This window comes from Pseudomonas sp. R3-57 (genome assembly GCF_051132065.1).
Taxonomy (GTDB): Bacteria; Pseudomonadota; Gammaproteobacteria; order Pseudomonadales; family Pseudomonadaceae; genus Aquipseudomonas.
In genome coordinates this window covers 5,929,614-5,944,817 of record NZ_CP071655.1, presented here as the reverse complement: position 1 = coordinate 5,944,817, position 15,204 = coordinate 5,929,614, and the positions used below count along the sequence as shown (strand labels likewise).

Sequence of the window (15,204 nt, the reverse complement as noted above, 5' to 3'; positions counted from 1 at the left end):
TAATGAAAAACCCTTATGCTCTGGGCTTCTGGTGCGCCTTGATAGCGCTGGTGCTGCTATCGGCCACCTATTTCTACGGCATCATGCTGGCCCACCAGATCGACACGGCCATGGTCTTTCTCGACAGTGCCGTGGCGCTGATCGCGGTGATGGCGATCGTCGTGGTCGCGTGGGCTTCGGTTCAAGTGCAGCGGGTCAAGAAACGCCAGCTGGAACAAGGCAAGGTCCTGGTGCTGATCTGGGACACCAAAGTCGCCCTGCGCCGGGTCGAAACCGTGTTCGACCGGTACTTCTGGGGCAGCTACTGGCAGCCCGGGCGCACTTTCGCCGAAGTCATGGGCGAACTCACCGGCACCCCGCTGGAAAAAAGCCTCGAAGCCCTGAAGAAACAGTGCCTGGAACTCGACAAGCAGATCGCCGACGAGGGCTGGCACTGGCTGAACAATGCCCGTGAACTGTCCGACGTTGCCACGGCCATGGCCCGCGAACGCTATCAACTGGATTTCTGCGATCCACGCGCCGAGGGACCGGAGGGCGCGGTGATTGATCGCGACTTTGAAGTGCTGGTTTACACCTGGACGGCGCGGCTGAAGAGCTTTGATCATCAACTCGATGAGATCGAGGCTGAATATTCCTGATGCTCGACTTAATCAACCGGCCTCATCGCTGGCAAGCCAGCTCTCACAAGGTTTTGTGGTGTTCACAGAATTTGTGTTCGCTGGAGATCCTTGTGGGAGCTGGCTTGCCAGCGATGGCGGCTGTGTTCATTGCGAAACTCTCTCGGCCCGCCGACTGTCCATTCCCCCCATGGACACTCTTTAACCTTTAAACATTGGGCCCAATCCCGTGCCCGGTGCTAATCTCCACCGCTGAATTCAGCGCAGTCGAGCCGCGACCCGGTCACGGGTTCAGGGAAGACGACCACACTCACAGCCACGGAAATCGATCAGGTCATTCATGAATAAATCAGCAGGCGTGCTTCTCGGAATTGTTGTTGCCATCGGCGCGATCAGCGCGGGCGGGGCCTGGTACACCGGGACCAAGATCGAGGGCGTATTGAACAACGCCGTCAGCAATGCCAACAAAGAGCTGCAGACCGCCATGGCCGGCTCCAACGGCACGGCGTCGCTGGAACTGGTGTCGCTGGAGCGCCACACCTTCACCAGCACCGCGCACTACCGCCTCAAAGGTGAAGGCGAGATGTTCGGCGATGCGCCGGTCGAGCTGCTGTTTGTCGACCACATCGAACACGGCCCGCTGCCGTTCTCGCGGCTGGTGTCGTTGAAGTGGCTGCCGGTCATGGCCACCAGCAACTACGAGCTGGAAAAAAGCCCGACCACGGAAAAGTGGTTCGCCGCAACCAAGGGTGCCGCACCGCTCAAAGGCGTGACCAACATCGGCTACGACGAATCGACCACCAGCACGCTTGACCTGGTGCCGTTCGAAACCGCGCTGGATGCACAGTCGAACCTGAAGTTTTCCGGCCTGACCATGGACATTTCCGCCAGCGCCCAGGCGCAGAAGGTCAAGGCAGACGGTTATATGGACAACCTGAAACTGGTCACCGTGGCCGAAGACCAGACGCCGGTGCAGGTCGAAATCAACGGCCTGACCCTGGCCAGCAATCTGGCCAAGAGCAGCTACGGCTACTACACCGGGGAAAACACCCTGGAAGTGACCAGCAGCCAAACTACCTTCGGTGCGCAACCGATGGTGCTGGGTGTGAAGAATTTCGAAATGAAGAACCGCACCGAAGAAAACGCCAGCAATGCCTCTGGCCGTGCTGACTACAAAATCGGCGAAGTGACGCTCAACGACAAGAAAGTCGGCTCGGCGGCCATGGCCATGAGTCTGAAGAACCTCGACATTCCGTCGACGATGTCGCTGATGCAGATCTACCAGACCAAGCTGCAGCCTTACGAAAAAGCCGCCGCCGAAGCGGCCGCTCAAGGTTTGCCGGCACCCGAGCTGAACCTGACCGAAGCGGAAAATGCGCAAGTCAAAGCCGACTTGCAGAAACTGCTGTCCGCCGGCCCGCAACTGGCGCTGGAGAACCTTTCGTTCAACACCGCCAACGGTGAAAGTCGCGCCAATCTGGTGATCGACCTGACCAAACCGCAGTCGATGGATCTGCCGCCGGATCAACTCGGCAAGCAACTGATCGCACTGCTGGACCTGAACATCCAGGTATCGAAACCGATGCTGGTCGATCTGCTCAGCGTGCAAGCGCAACTCGATGGCCAGACCGATGCCAAAGCCATTGTCGATCAGTCCAAGGAAGCGGCGGACATGTTTGCCGGCATGGCGGTCGGTTCGCAACTGGCGGTGGTCGACGGCACCAACGTCGTGACCAAACTGCATTACGCGGCCAATCAAGTCGAATTCAACGGCCAGAAAATGACCGTCGAGCAGTTCGTCGGCTTCCTGATGAGCAAGTTCGCTGGCGTCACGCAAGTGCAGTGATTCAGCGGCATTAATAGAAACGCCCGGCCTTTGTCACCGACAGACGCCGGGCGTTTTGCTGTCTGGCGTTCGTGTTTTCGCAGTCCCGGTCGGGCTGCTGCGGGGATTCTGAACAATTATTGCGTTGCGAAAACTGGTCTACGCTTGCGTGCAACACTGCCTGACTAAGCGTGGCCTCTGGACGTTGCAATCGGCCACCGTTACGAATGGGCAAAGAGGGGCATCGCGACCCGGCTGGCCATGTAAGGATGCTGACGAATGCCGCGTATTGATGGTCTTGTATTACATCGTGGTTTACGCCCTTTGTTTCGAGTCGCGCTGTGCAGCCAGTTGCTCTGGCCGGCCTGCGCGTTCGCCGACACAGCCTACGATCAGATGGTGCGCGATGCTCGCGTGGGTCACTACACGCCTGCGCTGACCGTGTTGCGCCAGGTGCCGCCGGGTCAGGCGAGCACCGGGCAAATCAGCGATCACCTGCAAATCGCCAGTTGGGCCGGATTCGACGCCGAGGTGGTGCAGGTCTACGAGGCCCAGGGCCGCGACCGCGTGCTGCCGGTGCAGGCGCTCACGGCCACCGCGCGCGCCTACCGCAACCTCAAGCGCTGGGATAAAGCCACTGAGGTCTACAACAAGGCCTTGGCTCGGGAGCCGGATAACGCCGACCTGCAATTGGGCCTGGCCCTGACTCAGGCGGATGCCGGCAAACCTGATGAAGCGGTGACATGGGCCAAAGCGCTGGTCGCCGCCAAACCCGATGATCCTGCGCGGCGTCTGGCGCTGGGCTATGCCTTGACCCGCGCTGGCAAGCAATACGACGCGTTGTTCGAATACGATCAGGCATTTATCCGCGCCGGCAGCAAACCGGAAGTCGCCCGTGAATACGTGGTCGCGCTGCAAAAAGCGCGCTTGCCGGAGCCGGCCTTGCGCCTGGCCAGGCAGCGTCCGGGGCTGATCGATCCGGTGACCCTGCGCCGCCTCGAAGGCGATCTGGCTGCCGAGCGCGTGCGCCTCGCCGAACTTGCCACACGCAGCGAAAAGGAACGCTACGTCATCGCCGATCGCGCACTGGCCGATTACGACCAGTTGCTCGCCACCTGGACGCCGGATGCTACGGCTCACGACGACGTGATCCGCTGGCGCATCGACCGCATGGGCGCGCTCAAGGCGCGGGCACGCACGGCTGAGGTCATCAGCGAATATCAGAAGCTGCAAGACGAAGGCGTGAAGATTCCGACCTACGCGTTGCGCTGGGTCGCGGCGTCCTGTCTGGATCAGCGTCAGCCGGAAATCGCCACCGACCTGTATCGGCAGGTGCTCTCGGCACCGGACGCCGATAGTGGTAATCGCCTTGAAGACACCACGGCACTCTATTACTCGTTGCTGGAAAGCGACCGCGCCGACGAAGCGCGCAAGGTCGCCGAAGACCTCGCCAAATCACAGCGCCCGCGCGTCGAACTCAAGGGCCTGCCGATCGGCAACCCCAACGATGAGTGGATGGACGCCCAGCAACTGGCGGCACAGGCCGGCACTTACAGCGCCGATTTGCCCCACGGTGAGGAGCGTCTGCAAACGCTGGTTGATCAGGCGCCGGGCAATGTCGGCTTGCGTCTGGCGCAGGCTGACCTGTACCTGGCGCGGCAATGGCCACGCCGCGCGGAAAACCAGCTCAAGGAAACCGAGAGTATCGCGCCGCGCGACATCGGTCTGGAAGTGGCGCAGGCGCGCACTGCCATGGAACTGCAGGAATGGCGGCAGAACGATGCGCTGGTCGACGACGTGGTGGCGCGTAACCCGGACAACCGCCAGGTGCAGCGTCTGGCCCGTGAACGCGAAGTCCACGACATGGCCGAACTGCGCGTCGAAGCCTACGGCGGCAAGGCCAACGGCGGCGGCAGTGGCGATGCTGGCGCGGTCAGTGGCAGTCGCGATTTCGGCATCCAGAGCACCCTGTACAGCCCGCCGATCAACGAAGACTGGCGCGTGTTCGCCGGCCTCGGTTACGCCACCGGCGATTTCGCTGAAGGCACCGGTCACCATCGCTTCCAGCGTGTCGGTCTGGAGCGGCGCACCCGTGACATGACCCTTGAAGCGGAAGTCTCCAATCACGACTACGGTTTCGGCGACAAGCAGGGCGCGCGGCTGGCGCTGGCCCGCGACATCAACGATCACTGGCAGTACGGCGGCAGCCTCGAATACCTGTCGGCCGAAACGCCTTTGCGCGCGCTCAACAGCGATATCAAGGCCAATGGCGGCAGCGCGTTCCTGCGCTGGCGCGCCAATGAAAGCCGCGAGTGGCGCCTGTCGGTGAGCCCGTCGCACTTCAGTGATGGCAATAACCGCGTCGAAGCCTTGCTCACCGGTCGTGAGGGCGTCTACAGCGCGCCGAACCTGCAGGTTGATGCCGGTCTGGAAATCGGCAGCAGCCACAACTCGAAATCCGATGACGTGCCGTATTTCAACCCGAAATCCGACTTCAGCGTGATGCCGCTGGTCAACGTCAATCACGTCCTTTATCACCGCTACGAAACGGTCTGGAGTCAGCAATTCCAGGCCGGCGCGGGGACCTACAGTCAGCGTGATCACGGCACCGGCGGCATGGCCCTGCTCGGCTACGGCCAACGTTATGCGTGGAACGATGTGTTCGAGGTTGGCGGCCTGTTCAGTGTGATCAACCGGCCCTACGACGGAGATCGAGAAACCGATCTGCGCCTGCTCGTCGACCTGACTTTGCGCTTCTAGAAGAGTTTGAACATGCCTTTTATCTCGCGTTTGATCCTTCTGCTGGGAGCGCTGCTGATCAGTGCCTGCGCCCAGCAAGCCCCGGCCTTCGCGCCACCCTCCGAGCGCCCGGTGGTTGCCAGTGAACAGCCATGGCCGAAAAACCATTTTCTCGGCATCGCCTATCACGATGTCGAAGACCGTGACCCCGATCAGGCCGTGGTGGCGGTACGCACCGAGCGCATGATCGAACAACTGGCGTGGCTGCGCGAAAACGGCTACCAGCCGGTGACGGTCGACCAGATCATGGCTGCACGCAAGGGCGGGCCGCAGCTGCCGGCGAAAGCCGTGCTGCTGAGCTTCGACGACGGTTATGCGAGCTTCTACACCCGCGTACTGCCGGTGCTGCGCGCCTACAACTGGCACGCGCTGCTGGCGCCGGTCGGTACCTGGGTCGACACCCCGCTCAATCAACCGGTGGATTTCGCCGGCACGCCGCGAGCGCGTTCCGACTTCCTGACCTGGGATCAGGTGCGCGAGATCTCGCAATCCGGTCTGGTGGAAATCGCCGCGCACACCGACGCCAACCACAAGGGCATCCTCGCCAACCCGCAGGGCAACCTGCAGCCGGCCGCCGCGACCCGACGTTACGACCCGGTCACCAAACGCTACGAGTCCGAAGCCGATTTCCGCGCACGGATTCGCACCGACGTGGGCGATATTTCCGAGAAGATCCGCAAGGCCACCGGCAAGAAACCGCGGGTCTGGGTCTGGCCGTATGGTGCGGCGGACGGCACGTCACTGACGGTGGTCGGTGAGGAAGGCTACGAAATGGCCCTGACGCTGGACGATGGTCTCGACGCCCTCGACAACCTGATGAGCAGCCCGCGTTTCCTCGTCGCCTCCGACCCGGACGGCGAGCATTTCGCCAACAGCGTGGTCGGTGTGCAGGCGCAGCAGGCCATGCGCGTGGTGCATGTCGATCTGGACAATGTCTACGACCCGGACCCGGGACAGCAGGACATCAACCTCGGCAAACTGGTGCAGCGCATGGCTGACCTGGGCGCCAACACGGTGTTCCTGCAAGCCTTCGCCGACCCCAAGGGCGACGGTCTGGTGCACTCGCTGTACTTCCCCAACCGCCACTTGCCGGTACGCGCCGATCTGTTCGATCGCGTGGCGTGGCAGTTGCGCACCCGGGCTCATGTAAAGGTCTACGCGTGGATGCCGGTGCTCAGTTTCGCGCTGGACCCGAAGCTGCCACGCGTGACGCGCTGGGACCCGAAAACCGCCAGCACTTCGGTGGATCCGGATCAGTACCAACGCCTGTCACCGTTCGATCCCGAAGTGCGGCGCATCATCGGTGAGATCTACGAGGACGTCGCGCGACTGACCTCGGTCGACGGCATTCTCTATCACGACGACGCGGTGCTGTCGGACTTCGAAGACGCCGGTCCGCAAGCGCTGAAAGCCTACGCCGCTCAGGGTCTGCCGGGTTCGATTGCCGCGCTGCGCGATGACCCGGCAGCGCTGCAACGCTGGACGCGCTTCAAGAGCCGCTACCTTATCGATTTCACTAACGAGCTGACGGCCAAGGTCCGCGCCATTCGTGGTCCGCAAGTGCTGACCGCGCGCAACATCTTTGCCGAGCCGATGCTCAATCCTGAGAGCGAAGCCTGGTTTGCACAGAACCTCGATGACTTCCTCGCGACCTACGACTGGACCGCGCCGATGGCCATGCCGCTGATGGAAAAACAGACCCAGGCGCAGTCCGGCCCGTGGCTGGAAGCGTTGGTCGCCACCGTCAAGAAACGTCCCGGCGCGCTGCACCGCACCGTCTTCGAATTGCAGGCGCGGGACTGGACCAAGAAGGACCAGGCCGATATCGACGCGGCACAACTGGCCGACTGGATGGGCCGTCTCAAGCGTCAGGGTGCGACCAGTTTCGGTTATTACCCGGACAACTTTCTCGACAACCTGCCGGACCTGAAAACCGTACGGCCTGCGCTCTCCAACAAGTGGAATCCCTGAGATGCTGGATAGACTGTTAGCCCTGCTGGTTCTGGCGCTCGTCCTCGGCGTGCCGCTGGGCCTGATCTTCCTGGTCACCGGGCAGTTCCTGATGGACTTCGTGTTCTTCTACCCGCTGTTCATGTCCGGCCTGTGGATTTCCGGCGGCCTGTATTTCTGGCTGCACTGGGAGCGCCACTGGCCGTGGAAAGACGACACCTTGCCGCCGCCGCTGGCCGGCGAGCCGCTGATCTCAATCCTGATCCCTTGCTACAACGAAGGTGAAAACGCTGCCGATACCATTCACGCGGCACTGGCCCAGCATTATCCGAACATCGAAGTCATCGCGATCAACGATGGTTCCAAGGACAACACCGCCGAAGTCCTCGATGCGCTGGCCATGGAAGATCCACGCCTGCGCGTGCTGCATCTGGCGGAGAACCAGGGCAAGGCCGTGGCGCTGCGTATGGGCGCCATCGCCGCGCGCAGCGAGTATCTGGTGTGCATTGACGGTGACGCGCTGCTGGCGCCGAACACCGCGGCCTATCTGGTCGCGCCGATGCTGGATAACGCCCGTCTCGGCGCGGTGACCGGCAACCCACGGATTCGCACGCGTTCGACGCTGGTCGGGCGGGTGCAGGTCGGTGAGTTCTCGTCGATCATCGGCCTGATCAAGCGCACGCAACGGGTGTTCGGGCGGATCTTTACCGTGTCCGGGGTGATTGTCGCGTTCCGCCGCACGGCGCTGAACCGGGTCGGCTACTGGAGCCCGAACATGATCACCGAAGACATCGATATCAGCTGGAAGCTGCAACTCGATCACTGGAGCATCTTCTATGAGCCGCGCGCGCTGTGCTGGATTCTGATGCCGGAAACCCTCGGCGGCTTGTGGAAGCAGCGCCTGCGCTGGGCTCAGGGCGGTGCCGAAGTGCTGTTCAAGAACATCCGTGGCATCTGGCAGTACCGCCATCGTTACCTGTGGCCGCTGCTGTTCGAATACTGCCTGTCGACCGGCTGGGCGTTCACCTTCCTGCTCTCGGTGATTTTCTGGGGCGTAGGCAAGTTCGTGGTCATGCCCGAGGCGATCGCTGTGCATCACTTGATGCCACCGGCGTTCACCGGGTTGCTGCTCGCGTTCGTGTGCCTGGTGCAGTTCGGCGTCAGCATCATCATCGACCGCCGCTACGAGCCGGGTCTGGGCAAGACCATGTTCTGGGTGGTCTGGTATCCGATCGCATTCTGGTTCGTCAGTTTGCTGACTACGCTGGTCAGCTTTCCCAAAGTCTTGTTCGGCCAACATCAGCAACGTGCGCGCTGGGTCAGCCCTGACCGGGGCATCAAACCGCTCGGCGACGACGAAGAGGAGGTCATCAAATGAAAATCATCCGGACCCGCCAGCGCCCCGTTCTGCTGGTGATCGATGTGCTGATCACGCTGGTGGCGTGGGTCGGCCTGCTGTTTCTGCTGATTCGCGGCCTCTGGCCGTTGATCGAGACCCACGCCGGCGGGCCGCGCATCGACAACTCGGCGTTCGATGCGCTGGGTACCTTGCAGATCTATTTGTGGGTGGCGCTGGTCAACGCGGTGGTGCTGATTGGCTGGGCGCGTTACCAACAGCGTAAAAGTCGCAGCTTCGCCCAGCGCCGTTTGCCCTCGCCGGTGATCGACGACCAAGGGCTGAGCAAGAGCTTCAAATTGTGTGACGAACGCTTGCAGAAACTGCGCACGCCGGGAGTGATGACTATCCACAACGATCAGGACGGCGACATCAGTCACGTGGAAACGCATTTTAGGCCAGTACAGCCAGCGGAGCTGCCGCCACCGCTGGCGCCGCTGGAGCATCCGCGGGTGATCTTCCTGCATGCCGAAGATGACGAACAGCGCGAAACCCTGATCCGTTAACCCAATCTGATCGTTCCCACGCTCCGCGTGGAAACGATCGGTGTTAGTCGCGAATCAGCTTCCACGCTTCGGCCATCGACAGCGGCTGTTTCATCCGCTCGGCAAGCAGCGCAATCGCGCGCTGCCTGTCGCACGCCACCGCTGCGACCACAACGCCGTCTTTGGCGAACAGGCCAATGAACGGCGGTTTCTCCGGCTCGCCATCAAATTCGACTTCATCCCACGCGTCGGCGTGACCGAGATAGTCGTAGTTCTTGCCAAAGTGATAAGTCCAGAAATACGGCACATCCAGGTAATGCTCATCGCCACCGAGCATGTTGGCAGCCGCGATGCGCGCGTGTTGTTGCGCCAGGCGCCAGTGTTCGATGCGTTGCGGCTGGCCGTTCAACGGGAACGTGGCGATATCACCGACGGCCCATAACCCCTCGCTCACGCGCATGCCGCCATTGACGCGCAACGATTGGTCGTCCTCTCTGGGCAAGGACGCGAACGCCTCGGTGGCCGGATGCACGCCGATCCCGGCCAGCACCAGATCAGCCGCGAGGCGCAGACCGTTGTCCAGCAGCACCGCCTCGACCCGGTCCTCACCAAGAATTTCCGTGGCCTCATGGTCAGTGATGAATTTCACCCCGTGTTCTTCGTGCAACGTGCGAATCGCCTTGCCGACGGCTTCGCCGAACTGCTTGGCGAAAGGGGTTGCATGGCGCGCCAGTACGGTGACGTCGAGGCCGTGCTGACGCAGGGCCGAAGCGCATTCGAGGGCGATGAAGCTGTCGCCGATGATCACCGCGCGCTGATCCGCTTGAGCGGCGCCGATGATCTGTTCGGCGTGGGTTTTCGAGCGCAGCACGAAGACATTGGCCAGATCGGCGCCGGGCAGCTTCAGCGGGTTGGGCGCGCCGCCGGTAGCCAGTACCGCAGCGTCGTAGCGCAGAACGCCGCCGTTGCTCAGATGAAGGGTTTTGCTCGGCGCCTCGATTGAGCTGACTTCGCCTTGCACCCGCTCGATGCGCTGCGCTTGATAGAACGCCTCATCACGCAGGGGCGGTACTTCCTTTGGCGACATCTCGCCGGCAAGCACAAATTTGCTCAGCACCGTGCGGTCGTAGCCGGCATCCGCTTCGCCGTCGACCAGCACGACGCGTCCGCCGAAACCTTTCTCCCGCAGCGCGGCTGCGCAAGCGGTACCTGCCGCACCGGCGCCGACCACCACGAACGTCCTTGGATCGTCGGCGGGCGGCGTATGCGGATCGGGCAGCGGCTGGTCATCGACCCAGACTTCATCGCCGCGCAACTCCAGCGGATAACGCTTGAGACTGTCGAGTGAAGGCGGCTCGCACAGGGCACCATCCTCGGCGCGGTACGCGGCTTTATGCCAAGGGCAGATCAACCGCCCATGGCACAGCGCGCCTTCGGCCAACGGCGCGCCGGCATGCGGACACAGTCCTTGAAACGCACGCAATTGGCCGTTGGCCCGCAACAGCACGATCTTGCAGTCACCGATTTGCACTTGCAGGCCTCGATCTCGCGGAACATCGGCGAAACGGGCGACACGGTGCAGGGGCATGGTGGTTTCCTCACAGGCGTTTTTCTTGTGAACGCGTGCGGCAATTCGAGGTTCAGCCATTTGCTACTGCCACGGCACGAACGGTACGGCTATAGTTTGCAGGCCGACGACGGCCCCACTGCACAAGGTGCTCCCGGAATGACCCGATTGACCTCTCTCAACCCTTGGCTGGCGGCCGTTGCCGTCGCCCTTTGCGTGCAGTTTCCGGCGCAGGCCCAGGAACGCTTCACCCTGAGCATCCCGGGTGTTTCCGATAACCGCCTGTTCACCTCGGCCGCCGCCAGCGACGCCCAGGGTTGCGGCGGCAAAAACCAGTCGCCCGCGCTGAGCTGGAACGCCGGCCCGGCCGGAACCCAGAGCTACGCCATCGTCATGCATGACCCGGACGGCCAGAAAGGCATGGGTGTCGACCACTGGATTCACTACGGCATCAAACCCGCGACCCGCCAGATCGCCGCCGGCGTCGGCGCCAAATCCGCCCTCGAAGGCGTCGGCGGCACCAACAGCAAAGGCAACACCCATTACATGGGCCCATGCCCGCCCGTTGGCGATAGCGCGCACCACTACATCATCCAGATCTACGCTCTGGACCTAGCCCCCGACGCCTTACCCGCTGGCCTGACCCGCGCCGAGCTGATGGAAAAAATCAAAGGCCATGTGCTGCGCAATAGCAGCGCGGTGCGGCGATATCACCGCTAAGGTCTCTGGCTGACGGCCCCAACCCGCCAGCCATTTGGCATTGGCCCGCAAAAACGCGCACTATCGGGCCATGGCCAATGCGCTGGAGGACACCGTGGCAGCAAAAATCGACCGCATCGCCCAACTGCTCAACTGCCCGGAAAAAGGCGAGCAGATGCGGCGTGCCGTTACCGAGACGCGCAAGGAGTTTTTGCTCAATCAGCCGGAGGAAGACCTCGTTGATGATGAAGACGAGGTGTTTGACGAGGTTGAGGAGGAGGGCGACGACGATGAATATGATGAGTTTGACTGGACGACGGAGTGACGTTGATCCAACGGTTACCCATCGGCCACAAAAAAGCCCCGGACCATCACAGCCCGGGGCTTTCTCGTTTTGATTCATGGTGCACCAGGCGGGATTCGAACCCACGACCCCTGCCTTCGGAGGGCAGTACTCTATCCAGCTGAGCTACTGGTGCAGCGGGCGACATCATACCTAGGTCGACTCGGGGCGTCCATGCCGGGTTTTGGCGGGTTTTGTCAGGGCGCGTGTCGGCGAAATCGCTGCATTCCAGAAAGCGGTAACGTCCTGCAAAACCCTCGCTTGGCGCTTTGCCGGGGTTGATCTAAGGTCTTTCCTGCGGTAGGGGTTTTGGGTGCGTTGATCTGAAAAATGGGCTTTTTGTTCTTTTTTTCGAACGACCTATTGTCCTTTAACCCCTTTGATCCTACGATCCGTTTGAGATTTCAAACGCTCTTTGCTGGGTGTCGAAGCGCTGGTGTTGCCAATCGTGCACTGCTCCTGCGCCACACCCGGTCACTGATTTCCCTGACGGCAGCCTTGCGAGGCGCCTTTCTACAATCATAATTTTGCTCCGCGCTGGCCGCGGTGCTGTTAAGGAAAGCCGACATGCAGCTCAAAGACACCCAGTTGTTCCGCCAGCAAGCCTTCATCGATGGCGCTTGGGTCGATGCGGACAACGGTCAGACGATCAAGGTCAACAACCCGGCGACTGGCGAAATCCTCGGCACCGTGCCGAAGATGGGCGCTGCCGAAACCCGTCGTGCCATCGAAGCCGCCGACAAGGCGCTGCCGGCGTGGCGTGCGCTGACCGCCAAAGAGCGTGCCGGCAAGCTGCGTCGCTGGTTCGAACTGATGATCGAAAACCAGGACGACCTCGCGCGCCTGATGACCCTCGAGCAGGGCAAGCCGCTGGCCGAAGCCAAGGGCGAAATCGTTTACGCCGCGTCGTTCATCGAGTGGTTCGCTGAAGAAGCCAAACGCATCTACGGTGACGTGATTCCAGGCCACCAGCCGGACAAGCGCCTGATCGTGATCAAACAGCCGATCGGCGTCACCGCTGCAATCACCCCGTGGAACTTCCCGGCGGCGATGATCACCCGCAAGGCCGGTCCAGCCCTGGCCGCCGGTTGCACCATGGTGCTCAAGCCGGCTTCGCAGACGCCATTTTCCGCTTTCGCCCTGGCCGAACTGGCCCAGCGCGCGGGCATTCCGGCGGGCGTGTTCAGCGTGGTCTCCGGCAGCGCCGGCGACATCGGCAGTGAGCTGACCAGCAACCCGATCGTGCGCAAGCTGTCCTTCACCGGCTCGACCGAAATTGGTCGCCAGTTGATGGCCGAATGCGCCAAAGACATCAAAAAAGTCTCGCTGGAACTGGGCGGCAACGCGCCGTTCATCGTGTTCGACGACGCCGACCTGGATAAGGCCGTCGAAGGCGCGATCATCTCCAAGTACCGCAACAACGGCCAGACCTGCGTCTGCGCCAACCGTCTATACATTCAGGACGCGGTCTACGATGCGTTCGCCGAGAAGCTGAAAGTGGCAGTCGCCAAGCTGAAGATCGGCAACGGTCTGGAAGACGGTACCACCACGGGCCCGCTGATCGACGAAAAAGCCGTGGCCAAGGTGCAAGAGCATATCGCTGACGCCGTGAGCAAAGGCGCGACCGTTTTGGCTGGGGGCAAGGCGATGGAAGGCAACTTCTTCGAGCCGACCATTCTGACCAACGTGCCGAAAAACGCTGCGGTGGCCAAGGAAGAAACCTTCGGCCCGCTGGCGCCACTGTTCCGTTTCAAAGACGAAGCCGAAGTGATCGCGATGTCCAACGACACCGAGTTTGGTCTGGCCTCGTACTTCTATGCGCGCGACCTCGGTCGTGTGTTCCGTGTCGCTGAAGCGCTGGAATACGGCATGGTGGGCGTCAATACCGGGCTGATCTCCAACGAAGTCGCGCCGTTCGGCGGCATCAAGGCCTCGGGCCTGGGCCGTGAAGGCTCCAAGTACGGCATCGAAGATTACCTGGAAATCAAATACCTCTGCCTGGGCATCTAAACCCTGCGAGATCGCTGTAAACGCAAAGGGCACGAGAGCGCTGTCCCTTTGCGTGGCTTGAAACCTGCATTTTCTCTGCGGCCGGGAACGCCGTGGCAGTCGATCATCGCATGCTGCCACCGCCGATTCCTCCCGCTTCATCCTTGAACCACGCCGCCCGATGAGCGGCGAATGAGGACTGTAATGAGCAAGACTAACGCTGAACTGATGGCCCGTCGTACCGCCGCTGTACCCCGCGGTGTTGGCCAGATTCACCCGATCTTCGCCGAATCCGCGAAGAACGCCACCGTGACTGACGTTGAAGGTCGTGAATTCATCGACTTCGCTGGCGGTATCGCGGTACTCAACACCGGCCACGTGCACCCGAAAATCATCGCCGCCGTGACCGAGCAGCTGAACAAGCTGACCCACACCTGCTTCCAGGTACTGGCCTACGAGCCGTACGTGGAGCTGTGCGAAAAAATCAACGCCAAGGTCCCAGGTGATTTCGCCAAGAAAACACTGCTGGTCACCACCGGTTCCGAAGCCGTCGAAAACGCCGTGAAAATCGCCCGTGCCGCCACGGGTCGCGCCGGCGTGATCGCCTTCACCGGCGCCTACCACGGCCGCACCATGATGACTCTCGGTCTGACCGGTAAAGTCGTGCCGTACTCCGCCGGCATGGGCCTGATGCCAGGCGGCATCTTCCGCGCGCTGTACCCGAACGAACTGCACGGCGTGAGCATCGACGATTCGATCGCTTCGATCGAGCGCATATTCAAGAACGACGCCGAGCCGAAAGACATCGCTGCGATCATCATCGAGCCGGTGCAGGGCGAAGGTGGTTTCTACATCGCGCCGAAAGAGTTCATGAAGCGCCTGCGCGCGCTGTGCGATCAGCACGGCATCCTGCTGATCGCTGACGAAGTACAGACCGGCGCTGGCCGTACCGGTACCTTCTTCGCCATGGAGCAGATGGGCGTTGCTGCCGACCTGACCACCTTCGCCAAATCCATCGCTGGCGGCTTCCCGCTGGCCGGTGTCTGCGGCAAGGCCGAATACATGGACGCCATTGCCCCAGGTGGCCTCGGCGGCACCTACGCCGGTAGCCCGATCGCTTGTGCCGCTGCGCTGGCGGTGATGGAAGTGTTCGAAGAAGAACACCTGCTGGACCGCTGCAAGGCTGTTGGCGAGCGTCTGGTCACTGGCCTCAAAAACATTCAGGCCAAATACCCGGTCATCGGCGAAGTGCGTGCCCTGGGCGCGATGATCGCGGTCGAGCTGTTCGAGAACGGCGACAGCCATAAGCCAAACCCGACTGCTGTAGCAGCCGTGGTGGCCAAAGCGCGTGACAAGGGCCTGATCCTGCTGTCCTGCGGCACCTATGGCAACGTGCTGCGCGTACTCGTACCGCTGACCTCGCCGGACGAGCAACTGGACAAAGGTCTGGCGATCATCGAAGAGTGCTTCTCGGAGCTGTAAGCTTCGACATTCTGTGATCGGCTCGACAAAAAACCCGCTTCGGCGGGTTTTT

Annotated in this window: 11 protein-coding genes and 1 tRNA gene; 10 read left to right on the top strand and 2 right to left on the bottom strand. The window is 61.8% G+C overall.

The window, feature by feature from the left end:
- Window positions 1-2: 2 nt before the first annotated feature.
- The 6 genes from J3P93_RS26695 to pgaD all read left to right on the top strand — a co-directional run bounded on the left by J3P93_RS26695 (window position 3) and on the right by pgaD (window position 9,093).
- Complete coding sequence (locus J3P93_RS26695) at window positions 3-638, top strand: NADH:ubiquinone oxidoreductase subunit N (RefSeq protein ID WP_090288119.1); 636 nt, start codon at window positions 3-5, stop codon at window positions 636-638.
- Between the two features lie 319 nt (window positions 639-957).
- A complete protein-coding gene (locus J3P93_RS26690; RefSeq protein WP_434593676.1) occupies window positions 958-2,463 on the top strand; it encodes a YdgA family protein in 1,506 nt (501 codons plus the stop codon).
- Window positions 2,464-2,721: 258 nt separating this feature from the next.
- Entirely contained in the window at window positions 2,722-5,202 is a 2,481-nt protein-coding gene (pgaA, locus tag J3P93_RS26685) for a poly-beta-1,6 N-acetyl-D-glucosamine export porin PgaA (protein ID WP_434593674.1), read from the top strand.
- A 12-nt stretch (window positions 5,203-5,214) separates the two neighbouring features.
- Window positions 5,215-7,212, top strand: a complete 1,998-nt coding sequence (pgaB, locus tag J3P93_RS26680) for a poly-beta-1,6-N-acetyl-D-glucosamine N-deacetylase PgaB (RefSeq protein WP_434593671.1) — start codon at window positions 5,215-5,217, stop codon at window positions 7,210-7,212.
- A 1-nt stretch (window position 7,213) separates the two neighbouring features.
- Window positions 7,214-8,569 (top strand): poly-beta-1,6-N-acetyl-D-glucosamine synthase, encoded by a 1,356-nt coding sequence (gene pgaC / locus J3P93_RS26675; protein ID WP_434593668.1) that lies wholly within the window; start codon window positions 7,214-7,216, stop codon window positions 8,567-8,569.
- On the top strand, window positions 8,566-9,093 hold the full coding sequence (gene pgaD, locus J3P93_RS26670) for a poly-beta-1,6-N-acetyl-D-glucosamine biosynthesis protein PgaD (protein WP_434593666.1): 528 nt from the start codon (window positions 8,566-8,568) through the stop codon (window positions 9,091-9,093). Before pgaC ends, pgaD begins: the two co-directional genes overlap by 4 nt.
- A 43-nt stretch (window positions 9,094-9,136) precedes the next feature.
- On the opposite strand, the gene J3P93_RS26665 is transcribed toward pgaD, so the two are convergent.
- Window positions 9,137-10,660 carry an FAD-dependent oxidoreductase gene (locus tag J3P93_RS26665; RefSeq protein ID WP_434593663.1) on the bottom strand — a complete coding sequence of 508 codons (1,524 nt, stop codon included), beginning with the start codon at window positions 10,658-10,660 and terminating at the stop codon, window positions 9,137-9,139.
- A gap of 138 nt (window positions 10,661-10,798) precedes the next feature.
- Here J3P93_RS26665 and J3P93_RS26660 point away from each other — a divergent pair, with 138 nt between their 5' ends.
- Window positions 10,799-11,359, top strand: a complete 561-nt coding sequence (locus tag J3P93_RS26660) for a YbhB/YbcL family Raf kinase inhibitor-like protein (RefSeq protein WP_434593660.1) — start codon at window positions 10,799-10,801, stop codon at window positions 11,357-11,359.
- A 70-nt stretch (window positions 11,360-11,429) separates the two neighbouring features.
- Window positions 11,430-11,663 (top strand): hypothetical protein, encoded by a 234-nt coding sequence (locus J3P93_RS26655; protein ID WP_258450959.1) that lies wholly within the window; start codon window positions 11,430-11,432, stop codon window positions 11,661-11,663.
- Window positions 11,664-11,740: 77 nt separating this feature from the next.
- Here the strand turns inward: J3P93_RS26655 and J3P93_RS26650 are convergent.
- Window positions 11,741-11,817 (bottom strand) — tRNA-Arg (locus J3P93_RS26650).
- 431 nt (window positions 11,818-12,248) lie between these two features.
- On the opposite strand from J3P93_RS26650, the gene gabD reads away from it, so the two are divergent.
- Both gabD and gabT read left to right on the top strand, forming a co-directional pair.
- A complete protein-coding gene (gabD, locus tag J3P93_RS26645; protein WP_024011131.1) occupies window positions 12,249-13,691 on the top strand; it encodes an NADP-dependent succinate-semialdehyde dehydrogenase in 1,443 nt (480 codons plus the stop codon).
- A 183-nt stretch (window positions 13,692-13,874) separates the two neighbouring features.
- Window positions 13,875-15,152, top strand: coding sequence for a 4-aminobutyrate--2-oxoglutarate transaminase (gabT, locus tag J3P93_RS26640; protein WP_434593656.1), 1,278 nt, complete (start codon window positions 13,875-13,877; stop codon window positions 15,150-15,152).
- Window positions 15,153-15,204 lie beyond the last annotated feature (52 nt).

Bases quoted from the DNA above. Each gene is read 5' to 3' on its own strand.
- J3P93_RS26695 (WP_090288119.1), top strand. From the start codon at position 3: ATGAAAAACCCTTATGCTCTGGGCTTCTGGTGCGCCTTGATAGCGCTG.
- J3P93_RS26690 (WP_434593676.1), top strand. From the start codon at position 958: ATGAATAAATCAGCAGGCGTGCTTCTCGGAATTGTTGTTGCCATCGGC.
- pgaA (WP_434593674.1), top strand. From the start codon at position 2,722: ATGCCGCGTATTGATGGTCTTGTATTACATCGTGGTTTACGCCCTTTG.
- pgaB (WP_434593671.1), top strand. From the start codon at position 5,215: ATGCCTTTTATCTCGCGTTTGATCCTTCTGCTGGGAGCGCTGCTGATC.
- pgaC (WP_434593668.1), top strand. From the start codon at position 7,214: ATGCTGGATAGACTGTTAGCCCTGCTGGTTCTGGCGCTCGTCCTCGGC.
- pgaD (WP_434593666.1), top strand. From the start codon at position 8,566: ATGAAAATCATCCGGACCCGCCAGCGCCCCGTTCTGCTGGTGATCGAT.
- J3P93_RS26665 (WP_434593663.1), bottom strand. From the start codon at position 10,660: ATGCCCCTGCACCGTGTCGCCCGTTTCGCCGATGTTCCGCGAGATCGA.
- J3P93_RS26660 (WP_434593660.1), top strand. From the start codon at position 10,799: ATGACCCGATTGACCTCTCTCAACCCTTGGCTGGCGGCCGTTGCCGTC.
- J3P93_RS26655 (WP_258450959.1), top strand. From the start codon at position 11,430: ATGGCCAATGCGCTGGAGGACACCGTGGCAGCAAAAATCGACCGCATC.
- gabD (WP_024011131.1), top strand. From the start codon at position 12,249: ATGCAGCTCAAAGACACCCAGTTGTTCCGCCAGCAAGCCTTCATCGAT.
- gabT (WP_434593656.1), top strand. From the start codon at position 13,875: ATGAGCAAGACTAACGCTGAACTGATGGCCCGTCGTACCGCCGCTGTA.